The organism is Neobacillus endophyticus (assembly GCF_013248975.1).
GTDB lineage: Bacteria > Bacillota > Bacilli > Bacillales > Cytobacillaceae > Neobacillus > Neobacillus endophyticus.
Genome location: NZ_JABRWH010000001.1, coordinates 1,202,349 through 1,222,960, shown reverse-complemented (window position 1 = coordinate 1,222,960; position 20,612 = coordinate 1,202,349). Strand labels below are relative to the sequence as shown.

The following is a 20,612-nucleotide window of genomic DNA, read 5'->3' as shown; positions in this document are numbered from 1 at the left end:
TTTTTATTTGGCCGATAGGAAAGCTTTCCTATCAGGCATAAGTACACTAAGGAATGCTTCGTGAGCAGTCGATCAGCTGTGCTTTTCGGCGAACTACGCCTCTGTCTTCGCCCTAACGGGCTCGTCAGATGGCAAGTTTTCTTTAAATGGAAGGGTGAAGGTATAATGGGCAAAATTATTGAGCTTCGAAAATTCCGCAAAAGAAAGTGGAACCAGAAATTCATTGAGGTTCTCATGGTCATATGTATGGCTATTGTCATTGGGGTATTCACTTACTTTTTAATTATAACGAAGGGGCGTATTGTACCAGCTTCCTACTTGGATTCAAAGGCAGGATTGGTTATGCCTGATAGGTAGTGTTCTTCCGCTCATTTAGCGGTACAAAAAATAAGCTGGAAATCTATTTATGAAAAAGCAGGGGGGTGAAATAAAGGGCTCTGTTTTGAAGTATTAAATTTTAAATAGTTTTGAAAATAACAATAAAAAACTCCGTAAAAATAAGCGGAGATTTTTCGGTTAGATGCAGAATGGAGCATGTTTCGGGGGTATATAAGGGGAGATTTTCCGATTAAACTAAGCAAAAAGCCCCCATTTCCGCATTTTTCCGGTAAATAGACGGAATCTCTCCGTCTATTTAAGCCTTTGTTATTAATAATTACTCATTAAGCGAAATTTTTCCGTCTATTCGGTGTTTAACCTGATCCCCCGACAATAAGTGCGGATCCTCGTGATTTATGATGGATTTGAAATAAAAGAAATCATTAAACCAAAAGAGGAAGAAACGAGCTTTATTGGTTTTAAAAATAAATCAAATGTCATCCGTTGTAATAACGGGGCTGACTAAACCTCGCTGTGTGAGGATGAAATAAGATACTCCTAAATAAGTTTTGTTAGAACTTAAATTAACGGACGAGGGAATATTTGTTAAAATAAATCTGGATTGGAGGGGATTCGTAAATGATATTGGTGAGTTCGTGCTTGGCGGGGTTAGAAGTAAGATATAATGGTACGCATTGTTTAAATAGTAAAATAAGTAAACTAGTAGAAGAAAATAAAGCTATGACCATATGTCCAGAATTACTTGGTGGTTTTTCAACTCCGAGAGAACCTGCGGAAATAATAGGGGGGAATGGGGAAGATGTGTTGGATGGCAAGGCCAGAGTAGTGGATCAAACAGGAAAAGATGTGACGCAACTTTACCTAAAAGGAGCATTTGCTGCACTCGAAAAAGCGAAAGAGTTACATGCACATATCGTCGTTCTCAAAGAGAACAGCCCATCCTGTGGAAGTTCAAAGATTTATAACGGCAAATTTATCGGAGAAAAAATCGAGGGGATGGGCGTTACCTCGGCTTTATTAATGAGAAATGGTATAAAAGTAATTTCTGAAGAACAATTTGCTGAAACCTTTCTTTAGTTCATTTTAAAACATTGTAAGGAAGCATCGGTTTAACCGATGCTTCCTTACGTGATATTAATTAATAAGTTCATAAGAATTCCTTAACGCATCAAGATATACCTTTTCTGGGAATTCTGTAATCCTTAATAATTCAATCGCATTTTTTGTTTTGGAAGGGCCAACCTTAATTAAATAGTCAAAAATAATTTCATCATTAATGATCTGTTCTCTAAAATGATAGTTATCATACTTAGGTGGCAATTTATGAGTTAGTTCTAAATCATGAGTGGCTGCCATAAGCCTTGTTTCGTTACAATCATTTAAATAATTTAATACGGATTCCGCTGCAGCTACCCGCTCAATGGTATTGGTCCCTTTAAAAACCTCATCCAGAAATATGTACATAAATACATCTTTATTGCGATCTCTAATATCAAATATTCTCTTTAGTGCAGAAATTTCATTTAAGAAATAACTTTGGCCTTTTTCAATATCATCGGACATGGCCATGGAGGAATATACTAATCCTTCGGTTAAAGTGATTTCCCTGCTGGTACTAGTATTTAAAGCCTGTGATAAAATGATATTAAGTGCGATGGTTTTGATAAATGTAGACTTCCCAGAAGCATTGGAACCAGTAAGAAGAACGTTTTTATGGAAGTCAAAATCATTTCCTACTGGTTTGTTTAATAAAGGATGGTAGGCATCTTTTACGATGAATGTTTTACTAGTATTGTATTTTGGTAAGCAATAATATGGCAGTGATTTTCTCCATAATGCAATGGAATAGCAACAGTCAAACTCCCCTAGGTTCTTCCACGCCAGTTCATATATATCACTATTTTTGCTTAAAAAATTGATTATATAATGGAATACAAAGTAATCAATTAAAAATATCGATTTAAGCAATGTGAACAGTTGAAGTAATAAGTTGTTCGCACTAGGATCTTGTAATAATACGATGCTAATAAAAGGTGCCCTCCGTAATTTGTTTGTTCGTTTTAATAAATCAGCATTATGATTTAATTTTGCTAATTTCCTGGATGCGAGGATCACATTTAAACAATAGAATAAATTTTCAAACTCTACCTCATTTTTGGAACGATTGGTGTAATAAATGAAGACGTTGACTAATGTGCTTAATAAGGTTAGTAATAGACCAATTTGGAGTGAAAAAAACATCGTAATCACTCCAAGAATCGGAAGAACACTAAGGATAAAATATAGTTTCGTTACTTTATAATCAGGTTTGCCGAAAATATATTGGGAAGAGTTTGCATGTAGGGCTTTACCCAATTTGGATAAAATAAAGGATAATTTAATCCTGTATTTCTTATCCTCTGTAATTTTTTCTATTAATTCTTCATCAAACAAATATTTTTCATGCGCTTTTTTTAACCTGTGATACAACATTTCTTCTCCGACAGAAGTAAAGGTATAATTAATGATTTCAAATATTTTCGTCATGTTTAGGTCATTCCACGTGATATCATCTACACAATAATGATCCTTAGAGCGTCCTTTACTATTTTCATAAAAGTGTGTAAACGTGGCATGATAATTTATGGGGCTGGCTAACTTAGCATTTTGATCCCATAAACTTAGAATTAACTTTCTTCTTTTATAGGAAAAATTCAAATTAGCTATAAAAATTAGTGCTGTAAAAACGATGATAACGTAAAGGTAAAACATTGGATCCTCCTGATCTCTGACTTTATAGAATAATCATAATCGTAAATCCATATTTTTACCATAAATGTTTTATTCTTCAATTCACAACTTTCATGCATCCTTTTTTAAACTAAGTAAAATGACAGACTATTCGAAAGGTGAATAGTCTATTTTATTGATATCCGAGCCCCTTTTGTATAATCTCTGAAATTTTTGCCCATCCTTAATCTATAAAGAAAAGATTGGGAGGTAGAAAGAGTTCAGCAGCCTGCCACCAATACAGCGGAATTCCAAAGAGTAGATGACTTTTAGGGGGAAGAGTTATGAATGATGGAATGAATGAAAGGTCCAACTTATTGAAAAAAATAATCGAAGTGAAAAAGATGGATATTGAGGAATGTCAGCAAGAACTCAATAGTCGATACTATCCTGTTATTGTGAGATTGGCGATCACAGAATATATCTTAAAGCTGCAGGAAGAACTAGAGAACTATAATGACAAATTAATAGCGGCATCAAAAGAGTAGGAATTAGGCAATGGAGTAGAAAGAAAGAACGAAAAAGGCATGAAATCAGATTTCATGCCTGGGAAACCCCTTGTGGCAATTGAAAAAAGATTGCTGCATAATTCCTCTTTATCCACCATTTATAGTAAATTTAATTACAAACTTTAGAATTTAAATGTATCCACCGTTGACACGTAAAGTTTGTCCAGTAATCCAAGAGGCTTCTTCGCACAATAATAAATGAATAGCTCCTGCCACATCTTCTGGAGTACCTAACCGACGAAAAGCGTTCATATTACTTAACGCTTCAATTTGTTGGTCAGATTTACCATTAAGAAATAACTCGGTAGCAACTGGTCCGGGTGCAATCGCATTTATGGTAATTTGCTTTGGTCCAAATTCCTTCGCTAATTGACGTGTGAATTGTTCAACGGCTCCTTTCGTTCCAGCATAAACGCTATATGCGGGGAACATATGGCCATTTATAGAGGTAGAAATGTTGATAATTCGTCCCCCTTTTTCCATACGATGAAAAGCTTCTTGTATAGCAAAATAAGTTCCTTTCGTATTGGTTAAAAATTGAGTATCAAAATCTTCTTCCGTCACTAGATCGATTGGTTTATTAATCATAATGCCAGCATTGTTGATTAATATGTCTACTTTTCCAAACGTTTCAATGGCAGAATCAAACAACTTTTTGATATCGCTTATTTTGGAGATATTTGCTTGAACCGCAATGGCTCTACCGCCTTCCGAATGAATACGATCCACTAGTTCTTCAGCCTGGTTTGAGCTATTTACATAGTTAATGACTACATTTGCTCCCTCAGAGGCTAATTTTTCAACTACCCTTTCACCAATTCCACGCGCACCACCAGTAACAATGGCGACTTTATTTTTTAAATGCATGGCCATGCTTTTTTCCACCTTTCTGTTATGAAACAAAAGTCGTTTTAACCTTATATGGTTATTATCAAGTCCTTCCTTTCATTACAGTTTTATTTTGTTGTTGCGTAGTATGGCGAGGTAGGCCCTTTTTCACCATTCTTACTTAATCTGCAAGTGGAAAAAAAGCGCCCCCTGTGCGGCAGTAGAGTGGTTTTAGTTACGGTTGAAAGGGGAAAAAGGTGCCTTCGCGCGAAAGTAGAATGGTTCTAGTTAAGGCCGAAAGGGAAAAAAGCGTCCTCGCGCGAAAGTAGAATGGCTCTAGTTAAGGTCAAAAGGGAAAAAAGCGTCCTCACGCGAAAGTAGAATGGTTCTAGTTAAGGCCGAAAGGGGAAAAAGCGTCCCCGCGCGAAAGTAGAATGGTTCTAGTTAAGGTCGAAAGGTGAAAAAGCGTCCTCGCGCGAAAGTAGAATGGTTCTAGTTAAGGCCGAAAGGGAAAAAAGCGTCCTCGCGCGAAAGTAGAATGGTTCTAGTTAAGGTCGAAAGGGGAAAAAGCGTCCTCGCGCGAAAGTAGAATGGTTCTAGTTAAGGTCAAAAGGTGAAAAAGCGTCCTCGCGCGAAAGTAGAATGGTTCTAGTTAAGGTCAAAAGGGAAAAAAGCGTCCTCGCGCGAAAGTAGAATGGTTCTAGTTAAGGTAGAAAGGGAAAAAAGCGTCCTCACGCGAAAGTAGAATGGTTCTAGTTAAGGCCGAAAGGGGAAAAAGCGTCCCCGCGCGAAAGTAGAATGGTTCTAGTTAAGGCCGAAAGGGAAAAAAGCGTCCTCGCGGGAAAGTAGAATGGTTCTAGTTAAGGTCAAAAGGGAAAAAAGCGTCCTCGCGCGAAAGTAGAATGGTTCTTGTTAAGGTCGAAAGGGAAAGAAGCGTCCCCACGCGAAAGTACCCCGGTTCTAGTTAAGGTCAAAAGGGAAAAAAAGCGTCCCCGCGCGAAAGTACCCCAGTTCTAGTTACGACCGAAAAGGGGGAAAGTGAGCAGATCTTTTTGGCAGAGAGAAATTTAAGAATGATTGGATGTTTGAATTTAAAGGGCAATTATAAAAAGCCATCTTTTGGAGCTATAACTCAAAATATTGACCCTCCCCTTACAGGAGGGTTTATATTTTGGGGTATAGTTCATTTTGAAAGGGGCTTTCTTATGTTTCATGCAGCCACATTATTGCTTTTTATGGGTACTGCTATTATTTTAATTCTTATTCCTGGACCAGATCTGCTATTCACGATCACGCAAGGTATGACAAATGGAAGGAGAGCAGGGATTACCACGGCGTTGGGACTAAGTTTAGGTAACATTGTCCACACTTTAGCAGCTGCTCTGGGTTTATCACTTATTATTAAAACTTCCGTCGTCTTGTTTACGATATTTAAATCAATCGGGGCGCTCTATTTGTTCTATCTAGCTTATCAATCTTTAAAACATCGAAAGGAACAAATGGACCTTAACGCTGGAAAAAATAGTGAAGGGAAAGGGCTCTTTTTAAAAGGATTATTAATGAATATCTTCAATCCTAAAGTAGCAATTTTTTTTCTAACCTTTCTTCCTCAATTTGTGAATTATAAATTCGAATCTGTTCCCCTACAGATGTGCATTTTAGGTCTGATTTTTATTATGTTGACTGCCATTATTTTTAGTCTTTTCGGATATTTTTCAGGAGTTTTTCGTGAACGCTTATTGAAAAATCCGCGTTTCAACGAGTATTTGAACATCGCTGCGACGGTAATCTTTATAGGTTTGGGACTAAAACTTTTGACAACCGCCATATAACTTTTTCAAGTAATGGTAAAAATGGTGTAACGGAAACAATGAGCGGAATGGAGAGGTCTTAATGGATCTCTCCATTTTTTAAATAGAGAAATGGTAAGTGATATTTTCATTTTTCTAAGGCTTATTGTACAAGGGCAGCCATAAAGTAAAAGCTAGCACCAATTATGAAAAAAATGGCTGCAACGATTGCAAAGGCTTTGGTCAGTTTTATTTCCTGACACTCAGGTGGAGGGGACGGTGATAAATTAGTAGGAATAGTGAGCGTGACTGGAACTGAAACTGGGGCTGGCTTTGGTTCAGGTTTAGGCGGTTCAGTAGGTTTAGGTGGTTCAGCTGGTTGCTGGGTAATATTAATATTTTGGCTCCAGGTATTTTCATTCATCATCACGATGGTTAAATCCTTTCCGTAAAATTTAAGTTATTCCCGGCAATTAGTTAAATGCCCATTACGTCATTTATATTATGTTAATTTTGGGCAGGGAGTGAATAAAGATTTCGGCTTCACATTTAGAACCATCATCATTTTTTAGATACGTACTTGGAAATCGTTTTCTTGGGCGTAATTATGAAATGATGCCATCAATTTGCTCGGTTCTTTGCAACAATGAAAACACGATTTCAGAGCGGATGCATATCAATATATGTATGAAATCATCATTATCCAATTAAGGAAGGCGTGAAATTCAGATGCATTCCGCCAGCGATCTATTAAATTCCCCTTCATTAAATTTATCATATGACTTAAAAAGTTCTGTATATCACCAGAAAAACAATCAAAACTATATTCTTCAGCAAACGGCTGAACAGTTTCCGGTTCTGGAAAACTTAAGCGTTTTTGATGTTTATTTGACTAAAGGAAATAGCGTGGAAACGCATTGGCACCCCAATGCAAATGAATTAGCCTATATGATAGAGGGTGAAGCTGAATTTGCCGTATTCAATCCAAATACAAAGCAGTTACTCAGATACCGGGTTAAGCCGCCTCAAACGGTTTATGCCCCAATGGGATGGTTTCACTGGGCAAGTTCAATATCGGATCGTACCCAGTTGATTGCCATTTTCGATCATAAGTCCCCTGAAATCGCCTTGATGTCTGACGTTTTGAGAAAGGTACCGCCAGAGGTATTTCAGAGAATTTATGGTGTGAATGCGGATCAGTTAGCTGAAGTGCTCAAACCGATTAACCGATCTGTTATTATTGGACCGCCTAGTCAAACCGATATACGGTGGCGTATTGGGGATCAAGGCAATTTTTGATCCATTAACCTTTTCTCTAAGGCCTTTTATCGGGCATGACATAAATATTTGAAAAGTATGAAAAACTACCCATTTTTTCCAAGAGGAGAATTAGCAGTGGTGAACTTTGGAAAGAATATTCAATAGAGCCTTTGAGAATCTGAGGAAATGCATGAAACCTGCATTTCCTTTTTAAGGTGATACAGGATTGCAGGAGGGCGGCTATGCCTCATATATTTTGGTACTACGGGCTGATGGTCATCGGGGCTGTTATAATCGTCTACACGATATATAAGATTAGGAACATTGGGGATTTTTTTTCATATTTTATTTTTGTAACGGCTTGTTCGTGGGTTGGAGAGGCTGTCATCCTCTTTGTTCTAAATGCTTACGCATACAAGCCAGGGCTTTTTAAAGATCCTTTTAAAGATAATATCATTGGGCATAGTATCGCTAACTCAGCATTTTGGGCGTCGGCGGGCATTTTTGTTATGTATTTTCAGCTTTCATCTATCTGGATTGGAGTGATCTCTATCTTTTTTATGGGGGTTGAAGTTGTTTTTCTTAAAGTAGGAGCCTATTCACACCATTGGTGGCACGTCTACATGACCGGAATAGCCACATTTATTTTTATGATCATCATGAAAAAGTGGTATTTACTACTAAATGAAAGAAGATATAAGTCACTAAGAATCATCACCATATGGCTCATTGCTTGGATTATCATTCAAACTCCAACAAGCGCACTTATGTTATTTGATAAACAATTTTTTCGGGTCCATTGGGTGGAAAACATTTATCGTGACAGTACGTTATTTAGTGGATTTTTGTACCATATCATAATGGCTGTCATCGTTACATTTTTCATTTACATACCTAAATCAAGTTATTGGAAACTGTTACCCTTTTTTATCCTGCTGGTAGGTGATATTTTCCTTAAGCACATGAACATCTTAGTTTTTTATCATGATTGGAAAATAAGTTACTTGGCCTTCTTTCGCGCAGCAAGTCTACTCATTATTATTCTGCTTGAAAAATATACATTGAGAAGCGTTACGGTTGATCCACTTGTTTAAGAATCTAAATTTACTTACACTTAACACAACCTTCATATTTTATAAATCTCAAATGGTTAAAATAAAGATGTTGGAAAGTCAAAACCTATTCGACTCTCCAATCCCCCATTATCCGGTGCCCAAACCGGATATTTTTTTGTAGTCATGTACTTTGATTAAATAGGGGCAACGGTGTTAAGCATTAAAAAATTTAAATATACCATCATTTAAATGCGTAGAGAAGGGGTAAAAAAATACCCCTTCTCCATTTTTTTGTTATATTTTAACATTCAGAATGTTGGTCAGAAGTGTCTAAAAATTATCACATAATTTAGTTGCCGACCGGAAAGAAATATTGGCTCTGATGAAATGCGGAGGTATAAATGATGAAGAACATTTTAGTAACAGGCGGAGCAGGGTATATAGGCTCTCATACAGTAACAGAATTGATTGATCATGGCTATAGTGTAGTGGTTGCAGATGATTTGAGTACAGGGAGCGAAGCTGCAATTGATTCCAGGGCAAAATTTTATAAATTAGATGTAACAAATCAAGAAGCTTTTTCGCAAATATTTGAACAGGAATCGATTGATGCCGTATTGCATTGTGCAGGTAAAATTATTGTAAGTGAAAGTATGGAAAAGCCGTTAGAATATTACGATGCCAATGTTACAGGTTTAAAAAATGTATTAGAGGTATTAGTAAAATATAAGATTGATAAAATTATGTTTTCCTCTACGGCGTCTGTATACGGAAATAATTGTTTTGATCGAAAAGCGACAGAGGAAACACCGGTTGCGCCCGTCAATCCTTATGCAGAAACAAAATATGCGGGTGAAAGATTAATTCATTGGACTGCATCCCGCTTTAACATGCGATATGTTATTTTTAGATATTTCAATGTAGCAGGAGCTTCATTAGATTCTACAAACGGTTTAAGAGTAAAAAATCCTACGCATATCATTCCTAATGCGAATAAAACGATTTTGGGCGAAAATCATGTTTTGCAAATTTTTGGCCAGGACTATGATACAAAAGATGGAACATGTATAAGAGATTACATTCATGTTTTGGATTTAGCCAGAGCACATGTGATGGGGATGGATTACCTTTTTGAAGGGCAACCTTCCGATTTATTTAATATCGGTACAGAAAAGGGCTATTCCGTTACAGAGATTGCCCAAGCCGTTGAAAGAGTGACAAAAAGAAAATTGAATTACATTTATGTGGATCGACGAGAAGGGGATCCTGCAAGTGTACTAGCTGATTGTAGTAAAGTAAGAAGCAAACTGAAATGGGAACCTAAGTATAGCTTGGATGATATTATTCTTTCAGATTATAATTGGAGGAAAAATAAGAACAGTATTTAATTTGTCCCCCATAAATCTTAGAGTATTTCCTTCTAGATCTTATCTGATTTAGGAGGAAACACTCTAGATAAAAGCAGAACCATTAAATTTCATTCCTTTATTCTAATTTCTTGTTTATCATTTTGAGTTGTTTTTTTATTGTTTCAATTGACTTAAATAGTTTTTCCGCAATTTGATTTTTGCTTAATCCTTGTGCTTTTAGCTTGTATACCTCGCGTTCAGCTGGAGTCAGGACTTTTATTTTTCTGTCTGTTTTGATTTTATTAATAAGTACTGTTGAGACATCTGAATGAAGACTTACCTTACCGGAATATGCTTCTCTTATAACCTTGGGAATATCTCTATAAGATAATTTAGTGACGTAATTAATAGCTCCTTTTTCAAAAGCTTCAAGAATAATTTCCTCATCATACCATGATGTTAACATGATGATCTTCTGCAATCCTTTTGTGAGTAGTTTGTTTATAATTTCCAGTCCGCTTAATCGATGATCATTTTCAGAAAGTGACAAATCTAATAAAACGACATCTATGTTGTTACAATCAACATTTAGTGCTTCTTCTTTCGTATAAATTTGTTTAACAACCTTTAGGTCACTTTCGTTTTCAATATAATTACACAGGCACTTCATCCAAACGGGATCATCTTCCACTATCATTAATCTGATAATACTCATAATCGATATGCTCCTATTAAATTGAACCTATATTAGTAAAGAACTTCAGTGATTCTTTTGGAGGGAAGAGACAATGTACATGTAGTACCTTGGTTTACTTTACTCGTTATTGCAATAGCTCCATTATGTTTTTGCAAAACCTTATAACAATAGGTTAAACCTAATCCATAATTACTTTTCGTTTCTTTTGTTGAATAGAATGGGTTAAAGACATGGAGGAGCTCTTTCTTTTTCATTCCTTTTCCATTGTCTTCGATCTCTATAAATACTTTTCTCCTAGTTTTATAGATTTTAATGGTGATTTTTCCGTTACGATCCGTAGCCTCCATTGCGTTCTTCAATATATTTTGAAAAGATTCTTGTAAATGTAATGAATCTCCCCGTATTTTTACGTTAACCTCGTACTGTTTACAAATTTTCAATTGTAGATATGGCTGTAATAAACGAATAGCTGAATCAATACAATCTCTTAGTAAAAATTCAGTTTCTTTCAGATTTATAACGTCCAACTGACCTTGTATTCGTGATGAGAGCTCTAAAACATGGTGTGTTGAATTTAATGCCAAGTCAATATTTTCAGCAGCTGCATCATTTAATGGTGTAAGATCCTTTAATTGATTCATCAAAATGTCGATTTTCGCAAGTTCGTTTTTTATCGTGTGATTCAACAGTGCTGTGCCTGAAGTAATCGTTTTTAGTGAATTATCCCGTTGGTGTTTTTGGACATAGAAAGATCCGATTTTTAAACTTAGATAAGCAATTGGTAAAAATAGCAAAATAATTCCTGGTGCTTTCATAGGATTCATGATCCAAAGTAAAAACATAATCATTTACCTCTAAACTATATTTAATACGAGTACCAATTAGATCAACAAAGGTTATGTAAAAATATGTTAATTAAAAAACTTTATGGATTATAACATAAATAAGAAAATTTTGGAATTAAATGTGTGTTCTTAAAAGACAATCGGCGGTCGTATCTTTTTCTATAAGAATTGAATATCTAAAAATATCATTTCATGTTTGGGTTTAAGAGATACAACATGTAAATTAAACTACTAAAAGTAGAATGGTTGTTTTAGAATGAGGTTTTCTTGCAAATCATCATTTTGTCGAATATTGCGAAAAATAAAACTTTTATGAATTCGTTTTCAGCTAGTACAATCATGTTTAGTTAAAGGACGTTGGGGAATTTATAGAGATAGTAAGGTCAGCAAGGGGGTTATAGGATGGATAGAGAACAAATAAAAGAGAAAAACGATTTGAAGGACAAAATAGTGCAAATTAGCATCGATATTTGCGAATGCACTAGGGACAGTTTCCAAGAGGCCGTTGAAAGGAATGGAAAAACGGTAGAGGATGTTTTAACGTTGTATATGAAAAAATATGTTTGGAAACAAAGCGAATTACAGAGAAATAGAGAAAAAAAGCGTCAAAGTATTGGATAAGCCATATAAACCCTATCTTTTTGATAAGGGTTTTTTATTTGGTTCAAATGCCTTACTTACTGCTCAATTCAGAGAAATGAACAAGCTTAATATCCCTGTAGGGGGAACCAGCTTTCATGATTTCTAAGAAACCAGAACTATATTCGTGTAGAATAATATACTCTTCACCTTCAAAAATAACTCGGTTTTTTTCCATGATTCACTCTCATTCTACTTTTTTATTCGTAATGAAGGAAATCTGTTCTTTTTATCTCTGAATTTTAATCTTAAGTATGTTGAAAAAGGAATGAAAACCAGATCGATCATCATTGCGGTGGTCTATATCAGGAAAACTTCTAAGTATGTCTATTTTATTCATATATGTGTTTTGTTTTCAACAACTATGTCAGATTATCTGACAAACTTTTTTGAAAATAATAGAAGATATCCCACGTATATAACTGAAATTTATCAACCATACGAAACGTTCATTGAATTCATTGGTTATCCTTTTTGCATGATCCATAACATTACATAATTTAGAAGAGGAGAGGCTTTATGGCTGCCGTCCTGGTTAAATCAAGCACCAAAGGTCCATAAAGCAGTAGTTGGGAACAAAAAAACACCGAAATTACACGGTGTTATTTGTGTGTTTACTATTTATTCTTGTTTAAAAAGTATCTTACCAGCCCATACGATTACACAAAGAAGTAATATGTGCAAGATGATGCCGCCCGTGCCAAGCGTAAATACCTATATTTACACCTACTGAAACTACACCTGATTCTGGGTGGATAAATGTCTTTTCTATATCAGCACTACTTAGACTTCGTAAAAGGGTTGTCCAGCGTTTGTGTAATGATTCGAGCAGAGATAGTGAAATATCAATTGGTAATTTATTATCATTAAGTTCCGCCCACTTCTTTTCATCATATGGCTTTATTACTGGTTTTTCTTCTGTTAGAGCCAATTTAAAGCGAACGTATGCATTCATATGACTATCTGCAAGGTGATGAATGACTTGTCGAACAGTCCACCCGCCTGGACGATAAGGTGTATCAAGCTGTTCATTATCTAAGTCTTTTACAGCATCTTGTAATAATTTTGGTAAATCTTCAATCTCTTTTATCCAATCATCTGTAACACTGGTAGTCATCTCACCTTTGTATTCAAATTTTCCAATTGGGTATTTTATATCCATCTATTATTCCTCCCCTAAGTCACTTGTCATTTTTTTTGCTAACTTAATCTGCTGCTTTCACCTTCGCAAGAGCGATTTCATGAGTGAAAGCTGACTTTTTGCATAACATTCACCTCTTTGTCTGAACTAACCGTATTAATCATAGTTTTATGGTTAGTATGATATAGATTATTATTTAACCTGTCAATAGACTTTTATGAGGTTAGTTAAAAGTGCTCTTTTAATCCTTTAATGAAACAACCTATTAGCAACTAACCTTCACTCAACTATATAACCTTTTATTGAACAACATGACTGTAGCCAACTTTATTTTAAGTTGAAAAATTTTCAACTGTCATTTTAAGATGGCATGTGACTTTTTGTTTATGACGTCTTTTGGTCATCGGAAATGACGCATTAAGAGGGGATAAATATTAAGCTGTAATTAAAAAGCCGATTCCTCATTTTTTAAGGGATCGGCTGATTTAAAGTTTATTCTACAATTACGACGTTCGGAATAACTAAGATATGTCTCAAAATCACTGAATTGTCCTTACACTAACGCACCTGTTTACTTTAAGGTAAATCTTTACATAATTGTAGTCTTAGCCACTTCAACTGTCTTTCAACCCCTTCCGCTGAACCGTTTGATAGCTTCTTCGGTCACTGGCTGGAAGAGGTTAACGAGGTTTCCGTCGGGATCACGGAACAGCACAGCACGGTTTCCCCACGGCATCGTGGTCGGTTCCTTTACCCACTCGTCGACAAATGGTTTCAAGCGCTCATATTCGGCATCGACATTGTGGACGCGGAACTCGATGATGACAGTGTGATTGTCGGCTGCCACTGCCGATCCAGCGCCAAACAGGGGCACCGTCTCCGAGTGGCCGATCGCAAGGGTGCACGATGGAATAATGAATTCGGCAAAGACTGGCGCGGGGCGTTCCGCTGAAACACCCAAGACTTTTTCATAGAACTTTACAAGACGATCCACGTCGTCGGTAATGATGCGTACAGATGCAAAATTCATGAGATAACATCCTTCCTTTAATAAAATGATACAATATCGTATCAAATCATTTTGGGCCTGAACCAGTGAAGTTTCCGTAAAGGCCCGATTTAATCAGAAACTGAACCATTTGGTTCTACTGGCTGTTGCTCAATTGATCCATAGTGAAATGAATTAATTCCTGTGGACGTTCAATGGCGGTATGCCCAAACTGAATCAGGACATTTTCGTATGTATCCCTCACCCCTTTATGTTTATTTACTCCGATTATAAAACGACGCTACTGACAACAGTATGTCAGTAGCGTCTAAACATTTTTTGGGCTTCCTCACGAATCCGATTTCGAAATGATTCTGGCTCCAATACCATCACATCCGCTCCCCAGCCAAGCACCCATTGTAACAATTCTTCAAGTTGACGAACACGTAAGACCACATGCAATCCATCTGGATGCTCTTCCATATCCTCTATGTAATGATAGTTCGATTCTTTCACCTTATCTGCGATATCATGGTTAAATAAAAGGCGAACTAGCAAGTGTCGATCATCAGGAGGGGTATATTCTTTTAAGTTAAAATGCCTTGGCAGTTCGAATCGTTCTCCCAGATCGATAAGTTCCGTCATTCGGGACAACCGGAAATGGCGAATGTCTTGGCGCAGATCACATCGGGCAACGAGCATCCATGATCCTTGAACGAGCACTAATCCATAGGGAGCAACGGTACGAACACTATGGCGATTCCCCTCGGAATCTGCAAATCTTTTTGCATAATGAAAGCTGATCTTTCTCTCGTCTAATATCGCTCGGCGGATCTTTTCTAGATATTCTTTTTCTTTTGACTGCTTAACCTGTATGTCAGAAGTGAGCAAACGCAAAGCCTTGCGTATACGAGATGTTTCATTGCGTACATTCTCTGGTAGAATGGCTTCAATTTTGCCACGGGCACCTTGAGCATTGATGCGATACTCATCATCAAATCTTTGTTCGATAAAGTCCGTTCCAATCAGCAAGCTCACAGCTTCTGGTACCGTGAAACTGATTGGCGGCAGGAAATAGCCTTTCATCAGGGAATATCCTGTCCCGGGGGCTCCTATGATCGGCACGCCCGCTTCACTCAGCGCCTGGATGTCGCGGTAGATGGTCCGCACGCTAATTTCAAATAGGGTTGCCAAATCTTCGGCCCGTACAACCTCTTTACGTTGCAGCTCCAGCACGATGGCTAACAAACGATCTGTTTTGTTCATTAGTTACCCCCATGAATATTTACTGTAAAATAAACATACCACATCTTAATGGAGAAGATAATTTAGTAAAACTAGAATTGTTGGACAAGGTTGTGTATGGGGATCAAGGGGGAAACTCTACAAAATAAGGCTAGAGTTCTAAATTAATAGAAAACCCTATAGAAAAAAGGCAAGTAATTGGCTTGCCTTCTTTAAGTGCACCGGTATGGTTTCAATATACAGGATGAAAATCGTGACCAACGAATGAAAAGAAGTCTGATATTCCCTATATAATTTTCCTTCGGGTTTATAGATAAATATGATAACCTACATAACAAAGATAAACGACTAACACGGTAAAAAATCCTTGTTCAATTGCACCGCCAGTACGAATTCCACCAGGTATACCTATATGGATTTTTAAAGGCCATAAAAACTTAATTCCCTGTTTTGTGAGCATATCCAGGATCATATGACTGAACATTCCCAGCAAGATCCCTAATTCAATATCTTTAGGCCAGGAAGTCTGCTGAAATAAGAAGAATGCTAAAACTAAAAACAAAAGACTATGAGTAAAGGAACGATGACCGAATACTGTACTAACTATATTATCAATCAACGGTATCTTTCGGCCTATAGTTGAACCGGTGTGGTCGATATCCGGTATTAAAGCACCCAAAGCTAAACTACCAAAAAAAAGAGCTTCATGGCCAACGGTTCCTCCCAAGTTTAAATATAGAGCGCCAGCTGCTAAGCCCCCAACAATATGTGTTTTACCTTCCATGTTTCTCCCCTATTCTTTGCTAATCATTTCTATAATTTCAGTATGAATTAGCTTTTGATTTAAATCAACCAGACTTGTTTTCCTTTAAGATACAAAGTTTTAATGATCTTTTTCTGATAGAAAGAATAGCAGAGATAGTCGTAGAGAACAAATGTAATTCGAAGCCAGACTGATAAGGGTAAATAAGAGATCAGTCCAAAACACCCATCTTACTTTGCAGTCTGTGTCAACTTTGGTATTGCAGACTGGAACAACATTAAGAAATTGCCTGGAAGCAATAAATATAGACCTAATCATTAGTTGTTCAAGTGCCATTTTTTGGCTGGAAGCATGAATAGATCTTGTGTATAAAAGAAGAGCCCCCGAAATCTTTCCGGAGGCAGCTACAACTAGTTAGGAAGTCATCGCATATTTTTTTCGAACCCAGCCAACAATCAACAAAAGTAAAGGGATCCCAATCATGTTGATGGGAAAGACATAGGGCAGCCAAAAGAACTTGTCATAGTATTGAGCGAAGATGTTAATATTTTTAATCGACATAGCCACTATGAAGGATATAGGAGCAAGAAACCATGCCACTTTGCGCCAATCCTTCAAATGAAACCATTGGGCCGTTCCATAACTAGCAATAAACATATATAAAGCCAACTTCACAAAGATACTGAAATACCAGATGATCACAATGAGAATATCAACATTTTGAATAAACTCCATGACGGAAATGTACCGGCTTAATTCATAAAAAGGATATAGCAGACTGGAAGGCAGTGCTGGGCCGAATGTGAAAATCACTGCCAATGTTCCGATCGTGACCATGAAGACGGCCGTTCCGATTCCCCACATTGCCCGCGATGAAGCTTGGTTAGGTTGATCCATAAAGTAAACGAACATCGTCATCATCACAGACTCACCAAAAAACGAGGCCATTGGAGTGTAGGAAGCTTTAAGAATAACCGATAATCCAGAATCTTGGTAAATGGGAAGCATTTGATGCCAATCCATATCTTTTATATCTAAAAATATTAAGACGGTGACCATCAAAAGTACCATAGGACCAACGATTTCACTTAAGCGTCCAATCCCTTCAATTCCTCCTTGGTAAATAATTAAAACAAGCAATAACATCACAGTGAATACAATGACCCATAAAGGAGTCTGTTGAAACAACGCCGTAATAATGAAATCCCCGAATTCACGAACGATTAAACCGATGACTGAATACCATTGGATGAAAAAAGGAATCATAATCAATTTTCCGGGCCATTTGCCGAGTATTGTTTGACTATATTCAATTATAGTTTGTCCCGGATATAGAGAACTTACGGAAGTGGCCAGTAAGGAGATGGCAATCCCAGCAATTCCGGCAATCATCATCGAGATCCATGCATCTTGTTTTGCTACACGGATCGTAGAAGATATGGTTAGAAGCAAAGAATTCCCCACTTCTAATGTAAACAGCATCCAAAAGATTTGCGTGCCAGAGATCTTCATTGAATTTCGCACAATCCATATAGCTCCTTATTTCTTGATATCGCTGTTATTTAATTGCATCGATGGTCCTGTCAGACCCACTCGCCGAATAACCAGACTGGCATGGACAGACATTTGCACTTCTCGAAATTGCTTGTCCCAATTTTTCTTTAATCCTTTCCATTGGGAGGGATATTTTTGATGAATCGCCTCACCAATACCAAATATATCTGTTCCATATTGTGTCTGAACCCTTTTAAGGGTTTGGGAAGCTTGATTTTCGGTTGCTTTTTCGAAAACATGTTCCAAAAGAGTAAGATTTTTTGCTTGCGTCAGATCTAACTTCGTATTGTTCTCCCGAATGACTCCTTCACCAGAAAGAACAATATCACATTTTATGGTGCGGCCTTGTATGGAGGGTTTGATTTTTCTGTTCAATTTTGTTAAAAATAAACCGGCATTGCCGGTTCCTTGTGGCATATTGGCAGTAAGTATATGTTGGTTTAAACGATCGATAATCCAAAGAAACATTTTTTGTTCAGATGGATTTAAAAACCCGATCAACTGAAGGTTTTTGTTGAAAATTCCAATACCTGTAACTTCAAATCCTTTGGAGCTACCAGTAAGGTTAATTACAGGCAAGGTTGGATTAATTCCCTCACTTGTAGCAGCCTTAAGAAAATTTAATAAGGACGTATCTCCCATTCCGCCTATTTGCATGTGTTCTTTCAGAGCCCCGAGTGCTGGGATACTTTCTAACGGGTAGGATGCTTCGAGAAACTGCTTTGCCGTATGGCCCTTCACAATGAGTGCATCGGCACGTAAGCGAATTTCAGGATCACGGCTATAAGTATCCAATATAGGCGCAAGACCTTGTTTGGCCAATTTTTCTCCTAACAAAATCACGCGGCGGTGCCCCCGAAAAACTTCTCTTGATAATTTCGTCTGCATTTTTTGTACGGCTTCAAGTGTGTCCTTTCCAGTTCCTGTTTCGATAAAAAATGACTTTCCTTTTCCGCCTCCCCCTCCAGTCTGACTCGTTCCAACATTTGAAGGAATAATAAATTGGGCGGTGATTCGAATCTGGTTATTCTTTTCTTTATCGAGTCCCCAGCCCAATTCTATGGCAAGATCGTTTAATTCTTTCCGATCCCAGCAGCCAGACAAGAAGAACAAAGCAATGACCATTATCATGAATAGTGTCTTGTTTCGGCTCATTCATTCAGTCCTCCTTTTCTCGGACCGGGCTGTTGTCCCTCTGGAATGCGCTCTTTCTCTTCTCCAACTATCAATTTAGGTCTGTGTGTCATGTTCCACCTAGGTGATCGGATTAATACATCTTTTAGGCCGCGAGGAATCTGCGGAGCAATTGGACTTAAGTATGGAATTCCAAAAGAACGAATGTTTGTTAAATGAATGATAATGGCAAGAGCTCCACAGGCAACACCGTAAAGTCCCAGCATTCCTGCCAAAAACAGCATTGGAAAGCGAAGCATCCGATAGGCTGTACCAAGGTTGTAGCGTGGAAAAGAAAACGACGCAATACCAGTGGTAGCTACGATAATGACCATAGGGGCTGATATAATGCCTGCTTCAACGGCGGCCTGTCCAATGACAAGCGCCCCCACGATACTGACGGCAGATCCAATGGGCTTTGGCAATCGAACACCCGCTTCCCGCAAACCTTCAAATAAAAATTCCATCATTAGTGCTTCTACTACCGCAGGAAATGGAATGCCTTCCCGTGCAGCTGCGACACTGATTAATAAGCTTGTCGGGATCAATTGCGGATGATAGGTTGTTATGGCAACATAAAGAGAAGGAAGAAATAATGAAATATTAATTAATACAAAACGAATCCATCGAATAAAGGTTGTATAAAGAGCACGTTCATAATAATCCTCTGCCGCTAACACCCCTGTCCAAAATGTCATGGGAGCAATAAGAACGAAAGGAGTGTTGTCCACGAAGATGGCGACTTTCCCTTCTAATAGACTGGCGCACACAACATCCGGCCGCTCGGTATTCTGAATTTGGGGGAAAGGAGAAAAAGGCATGTCCTCGATAAACTCTTCAATAAAAGCAGATTCTAAAACACCATCTATTTGAATTCGCAGCACCCTTTGACGTACTTCCTCCAAAACTGGATCTTGAACAATTCCTTCTATGTAGGCAATCACCACATCAGTCTGCGATAAATCCCCGATCGAAGCGGATTCCATCTTTAGTCTTGGGCTCCTAATTCTTCGCCGGACAAGATTTGTATTGACTCTGAGGGTTTCTGTAAATCCGTCCCGTGGGCCGCGAACAACAAGCTCAGCACTAGGTTCTTCAATACTTCGTTTCTCAAACCCTTTTATATCAGCAAGAAGTGCCTGACTTTCTCCTTCCACTAGAACGGCAAGATTCGCTTTCAAAATCCCCTGAATGACCTCATGAATCGTAGAATAAGCATCTACCTTCGAAAAGGCAATAAGCCTGTCTTGAACAATTTTTCCTACTGACCCTGCATCCTTTAATCCATTAGGCATACCTTCAAACATCATAGGTTTTATTAAAACTTGGTCTAACGTCTTCATCTCCACTAAACCATCGACATAAACGAGAAGCATTTTGGCTTGTTCATTGATGATAATAGTTCGGAAAACAATGTCAGAGCAATTTTCAAAAATTTGTTTTAAAGCCTGTTCATTTTCGGTTAGGGACGTATGGAGCACTCCATCTTGAACATTAGGAGGAAGTTCGCTGCTACGCTCCAGTTCTTGAATGGCTTTTTTCAAAGGCTTTATCTTTCGAAATGTTTTCATCATACGATCTCCCTAAAAGTAGGATGTATGTAGAATTCCCCAGTTCATCATTTTTTTCCCTTTGTTAAAGTGTTTCACCCCATTTTGGAAATTATGC

Annotated in this window: 21 protein-coding genes; 8 read left to right on the top strand and 13 right to left on the bottom strand. The window is 37.5% G+C overall.

The features are described from left to right. The first annotated feature begins 165 nt into the window (after nucleotides 1-165). Nucleotides 166-357: a hypothetical protein gene (locus HPT25_RS05855; RefSeq protein WP_173061291.1), complete on the top strand. Its 192-nt coding sequence runs from the start codon at nucleotides 166-168 to the stop codon at nucleotides 355-357. A gap of 600 nt (nucleotides 358-957) precedes the next feature. Continuing rightward, complete coding sequence (locus HPT25_RS05850; RefSeq protein WP_173061288.1) at nucleotides 958-1,416, top strand: 2-thiouracil desulfurase family protein; 459 nt, start codon at nucleotides 958-960, stop codon at nucleotides 1,414-1,416. Nucleotides 1,417-1,473: 57 nt separating this feature from the next. Here HPT25_RS05850 and HPT25_RS05845 read toward each other — a convergent pair whose 3' ends face one another. Beyond that, a complete protein-coding gene (locus HPT25_RS05845) occupies nucleotides 1,474-3,090 on the bottom strand; it encodes a MutS-related protein (RefSeq protein ID WP_173061285.1) in 1,617 nt (538 codons plus the stop codon). Between the two features lie 302 nt (nucleotides 3,091-3,392). Here HPT25_RS05845 and HPT25_RS05840 point away from each other — a divergent pair, with 302 nt between their 5' ends. After that, nucleotides 3,393-3,596: a hypothetical protein gene (locus HPT25_RS05840; RefSeq protein WP_173061282.1), complete on the top strand. Its 204-nt coding sequence runs from the start codon at nucleotides 3,393-3,395 to the stop codon at nucleotides 3,594-3,596. A gap of 150 nt (nucleotides 3,597-3,746) precedes the next feature. Here HPT25_RS05840 and HPT25_RS05835 read toward each other — a convergent pair whose 3' ends face one another. Further along, nucleotides 3,747-4,490 (bottom strand): SDR family oxidoreductase, encoded by a 744-nt coding sequence (locus tag HPT25_RS05835; RefSeq protein WP_173061279.1) that lies wholly within the window; start codon nucleotides 4,488-4,490, stop codon nucleotides 3,747-3,749. A gap of 1,160 nt (nucleotides 4,491-5,650) precedes the next feature. On the opposite strand from HPT25_RS05835, the gene HPT25_RS05830 reads away from it, so the two are divergent. After that, nucleotides 5,651-6,277, top strand: a complete 627-nt coding sequence (locus tag HPT25_RS05830; protein WP_173061276.1) for a LysE family translocator — start codon at nucleotides 5,651-5,653, stop codon at nucleotides 6,275-6,277. A 121-nt stretch (nucleotides 6,278-6,398) separates the two neighbouring features. Here HPT25_RS05830 and HPT25_RS05825 read toward each other — a convergent pair whose 3' ends face one another. Further along, nucleotides 6,399-6,665 (bottom strand): hypothetical protein, encoded by a 267-nt coding sequence (locus HPT25_RS05825; protein ID WP_173061273.1) that lies wholly within the window; start codon nucleotides 6,663-6,665, stop codon nucleotides 6,399-6,401. 299 nt (nucleotides 6,666-6,964) lie between these two features. Here HPT25_RS05825 and HPT25_RS05820 point away from each other — a divergent pair, with 299 nt between their 5' ends. The 3 genes from HPT25_RS05820 (at nucleotide 6,965) to galE (ending at nucleotide 9,938) form a co-directional block, all read left to right on the top strand. Further along, nucleotides 6,965-7,534, top strand: a complete 570-nt coding sequence (locus HPT25_RS05820; protein ID WP_173061270.1) for a cupin domain-containing protein — start codon at nucleotides 6,965-6,967, stop codon at nucleotides 7,532-7,534. A gap of 203 nt (nucleotides 7,535-7,737) precedes the next feature. Then, entirely contained in the window at nucleotides 7,738-8,589 is an 852-nt protein-coding gene (locus HPT25_RS05815) for a hypothetical protein (protein ID WP_173061267.1), read from the top strand. A gap of 365 nt (nucleotides 8,590-8,954) precedes the next feature. Next, nucleotides 8,955-9,938 (top strand): UDP-glucose 4-epimerase GalE, encoded by a 984-nt coding sequence (gene galE / locus HPT25_RS05810; RefSeq protein WP_217269642.1) that lies wholly within the window; start codon nucleotides 8,955-8,957, stop codon nucleotides 9,936-9,938. A gap of 97 nt (nucleotides 9,939-10,035) precedes the next feature. Here the strand turns inward: galE and HPT25_RS05805 are convergent, their stop codons facing one another. Further along, nucleotides 10,036-10,614 (bottom strand): response regulator, encoded by a 579-nt coding sequence (locus tag HPT25_RS05805; RefSeq protein ID WP_173061262.1) that lies wholly within the window; start codon nucleotides 10,612-10,614, stop codon nucleotides 10,036-10,038. A gap of 32 nt (nucleotides 10,615-10,646) precedes the next feature. Further along, the gene (locus tag HPT25_RS05800; protein WP_246277153.1) at nucleotides 10,647-11,438 is read right to left on the bottom strand and encodes a sensor histidine kinase; all 792 of its coding nucleotides are present in this window, start codon (nucleotides 11,436-11,438) and stop codon (nucleotides 10,647-10,649) included. Nucleotides 11,439-11,843: 405 nt separating this feature from the next. Between HPT25_RS05800 and HPT25_RS05795 the strand changes: the two genes are divergently transcribed. After that, nucleotides 11,844-12,062 (top strand): hypothetical protein, encoded by a 219-nt coding sequence (locus tag HPT25_RS05795; protein ID WP_173061255.1) that lies wholly within the window; start codon nucleotides 11,844-11,846, stop codon nucleotides 12,060-12,062. Nucleotides 12,063-12,114: 52 nt separating this feature from the next. Here the strand turns inward: HPT25_RS05795 and HPT25_RS05790 are convergent, their stop codons facing one another. From HPT25_RS05790 to HPT25_RS05755, 8 genes are all read right to left on the bottom strand, one after another. Then, nucleotides 12,115-12,258, bottom strand: a complete 144-nt coding sequence (locus HPT25_RS05790) for a hypothetical protein (protein WP_173061252.1) — start codon at nucleotides 12,256-12,258, stop codon at nucleotides 12,115-12,117. 465 nt (nucleotides 12,259-12,723) lie between these two features. Next, the gene (locus tag HPT25_RS05785) at nucleotides 12,724-13,242 is read right to left on the bottom strand and encodes a YfiT family bacillithiol transferase (protein ID WP_173061249.1); all 519 of its coding nucleotides are present in this window, start codon (nucleotides 13,240-13,242) and stop codon (nucleotides 12,724-12,726) included. Between the two features lie 604 nt (nucleotides 13,243-13,846). Then, nucleotides 13,847-14,251, bottom strand: coding sequence for a VOC family protein (locus tag HPT25_RS05780; protein ID WP_173061246.1), 405 nt, complete (start codon nucleotides 14,249-14,251; stop codon nucleotides 13,847-13,849). A gap of 276 nt (nucleotides 14,252-14,527) precedes the next feature. Continuing rightward, entirely contained in the window at nucleotides 14,528-15,475 is a 948-nt protein-coding gene (locus HPT25_RS05775; protein WP_173061243.1) for a helix-turn-helix transcriptional regulator, read from the bottom strand. Nucleotides 15,476-15,761: 286 nt separating this feature from the next. After that, nucleotides 15,762-16,238 (bottom strand): metal-dependent hydrolase, encoded by a 477-nt coding sequence (locus HPT25_RS05770; RefSeq protein WP_173061240.1) that lies wholly within the window; start codon nucleotides 16,236-16,238, stop codon nucleotides 15,762-15,764. 393 nt (nucleotides 16,239-16,631) lie between these two features. Further along, nucleotides 16,632-17,729 carry a GerAB/ArcD/ProY family transporter gene (locus HPT25_RS05765; protein ID WP_173070925.1) on the bottom strand — a complete coding sequence of 366 codons (1,098 nt, stop codon included), beginning with the start codon at nucleotides 17,727-17,729 and terminating at the stop codon, nucleotides 16,632-16,634. Between the two features lie 27 nt (nucleotides 17,730-17,756). Beyond that, a complete protein-coding gene (locus HPT25_RS05760) occupies nucleotides 17,757-18,926 on the bottom strand; it encodes a Ger(x)C family spore germination protein (protein ID WP_173061237.1) in 1,170 nt (389 codons plus the stop codon). Then, on the bottom strand, nucleotides 18,923-20,518 hold the full coding sequence (locus tag HPT25_RS05755; protein ID WP_173061234.1) for a spore germination protein: 1,596 nt from the start codon (nucleotides 20,516-20,518) through the stop codon (nucleotides 18,923-18,925). The genes HPT25_RS05760 and HPT25_RS05755 overlap by 4 nt, the downstream gene beginning before the upstream one ends. Nucleotides 20,519-20,612: the final 94 nt, after the last annotated feature.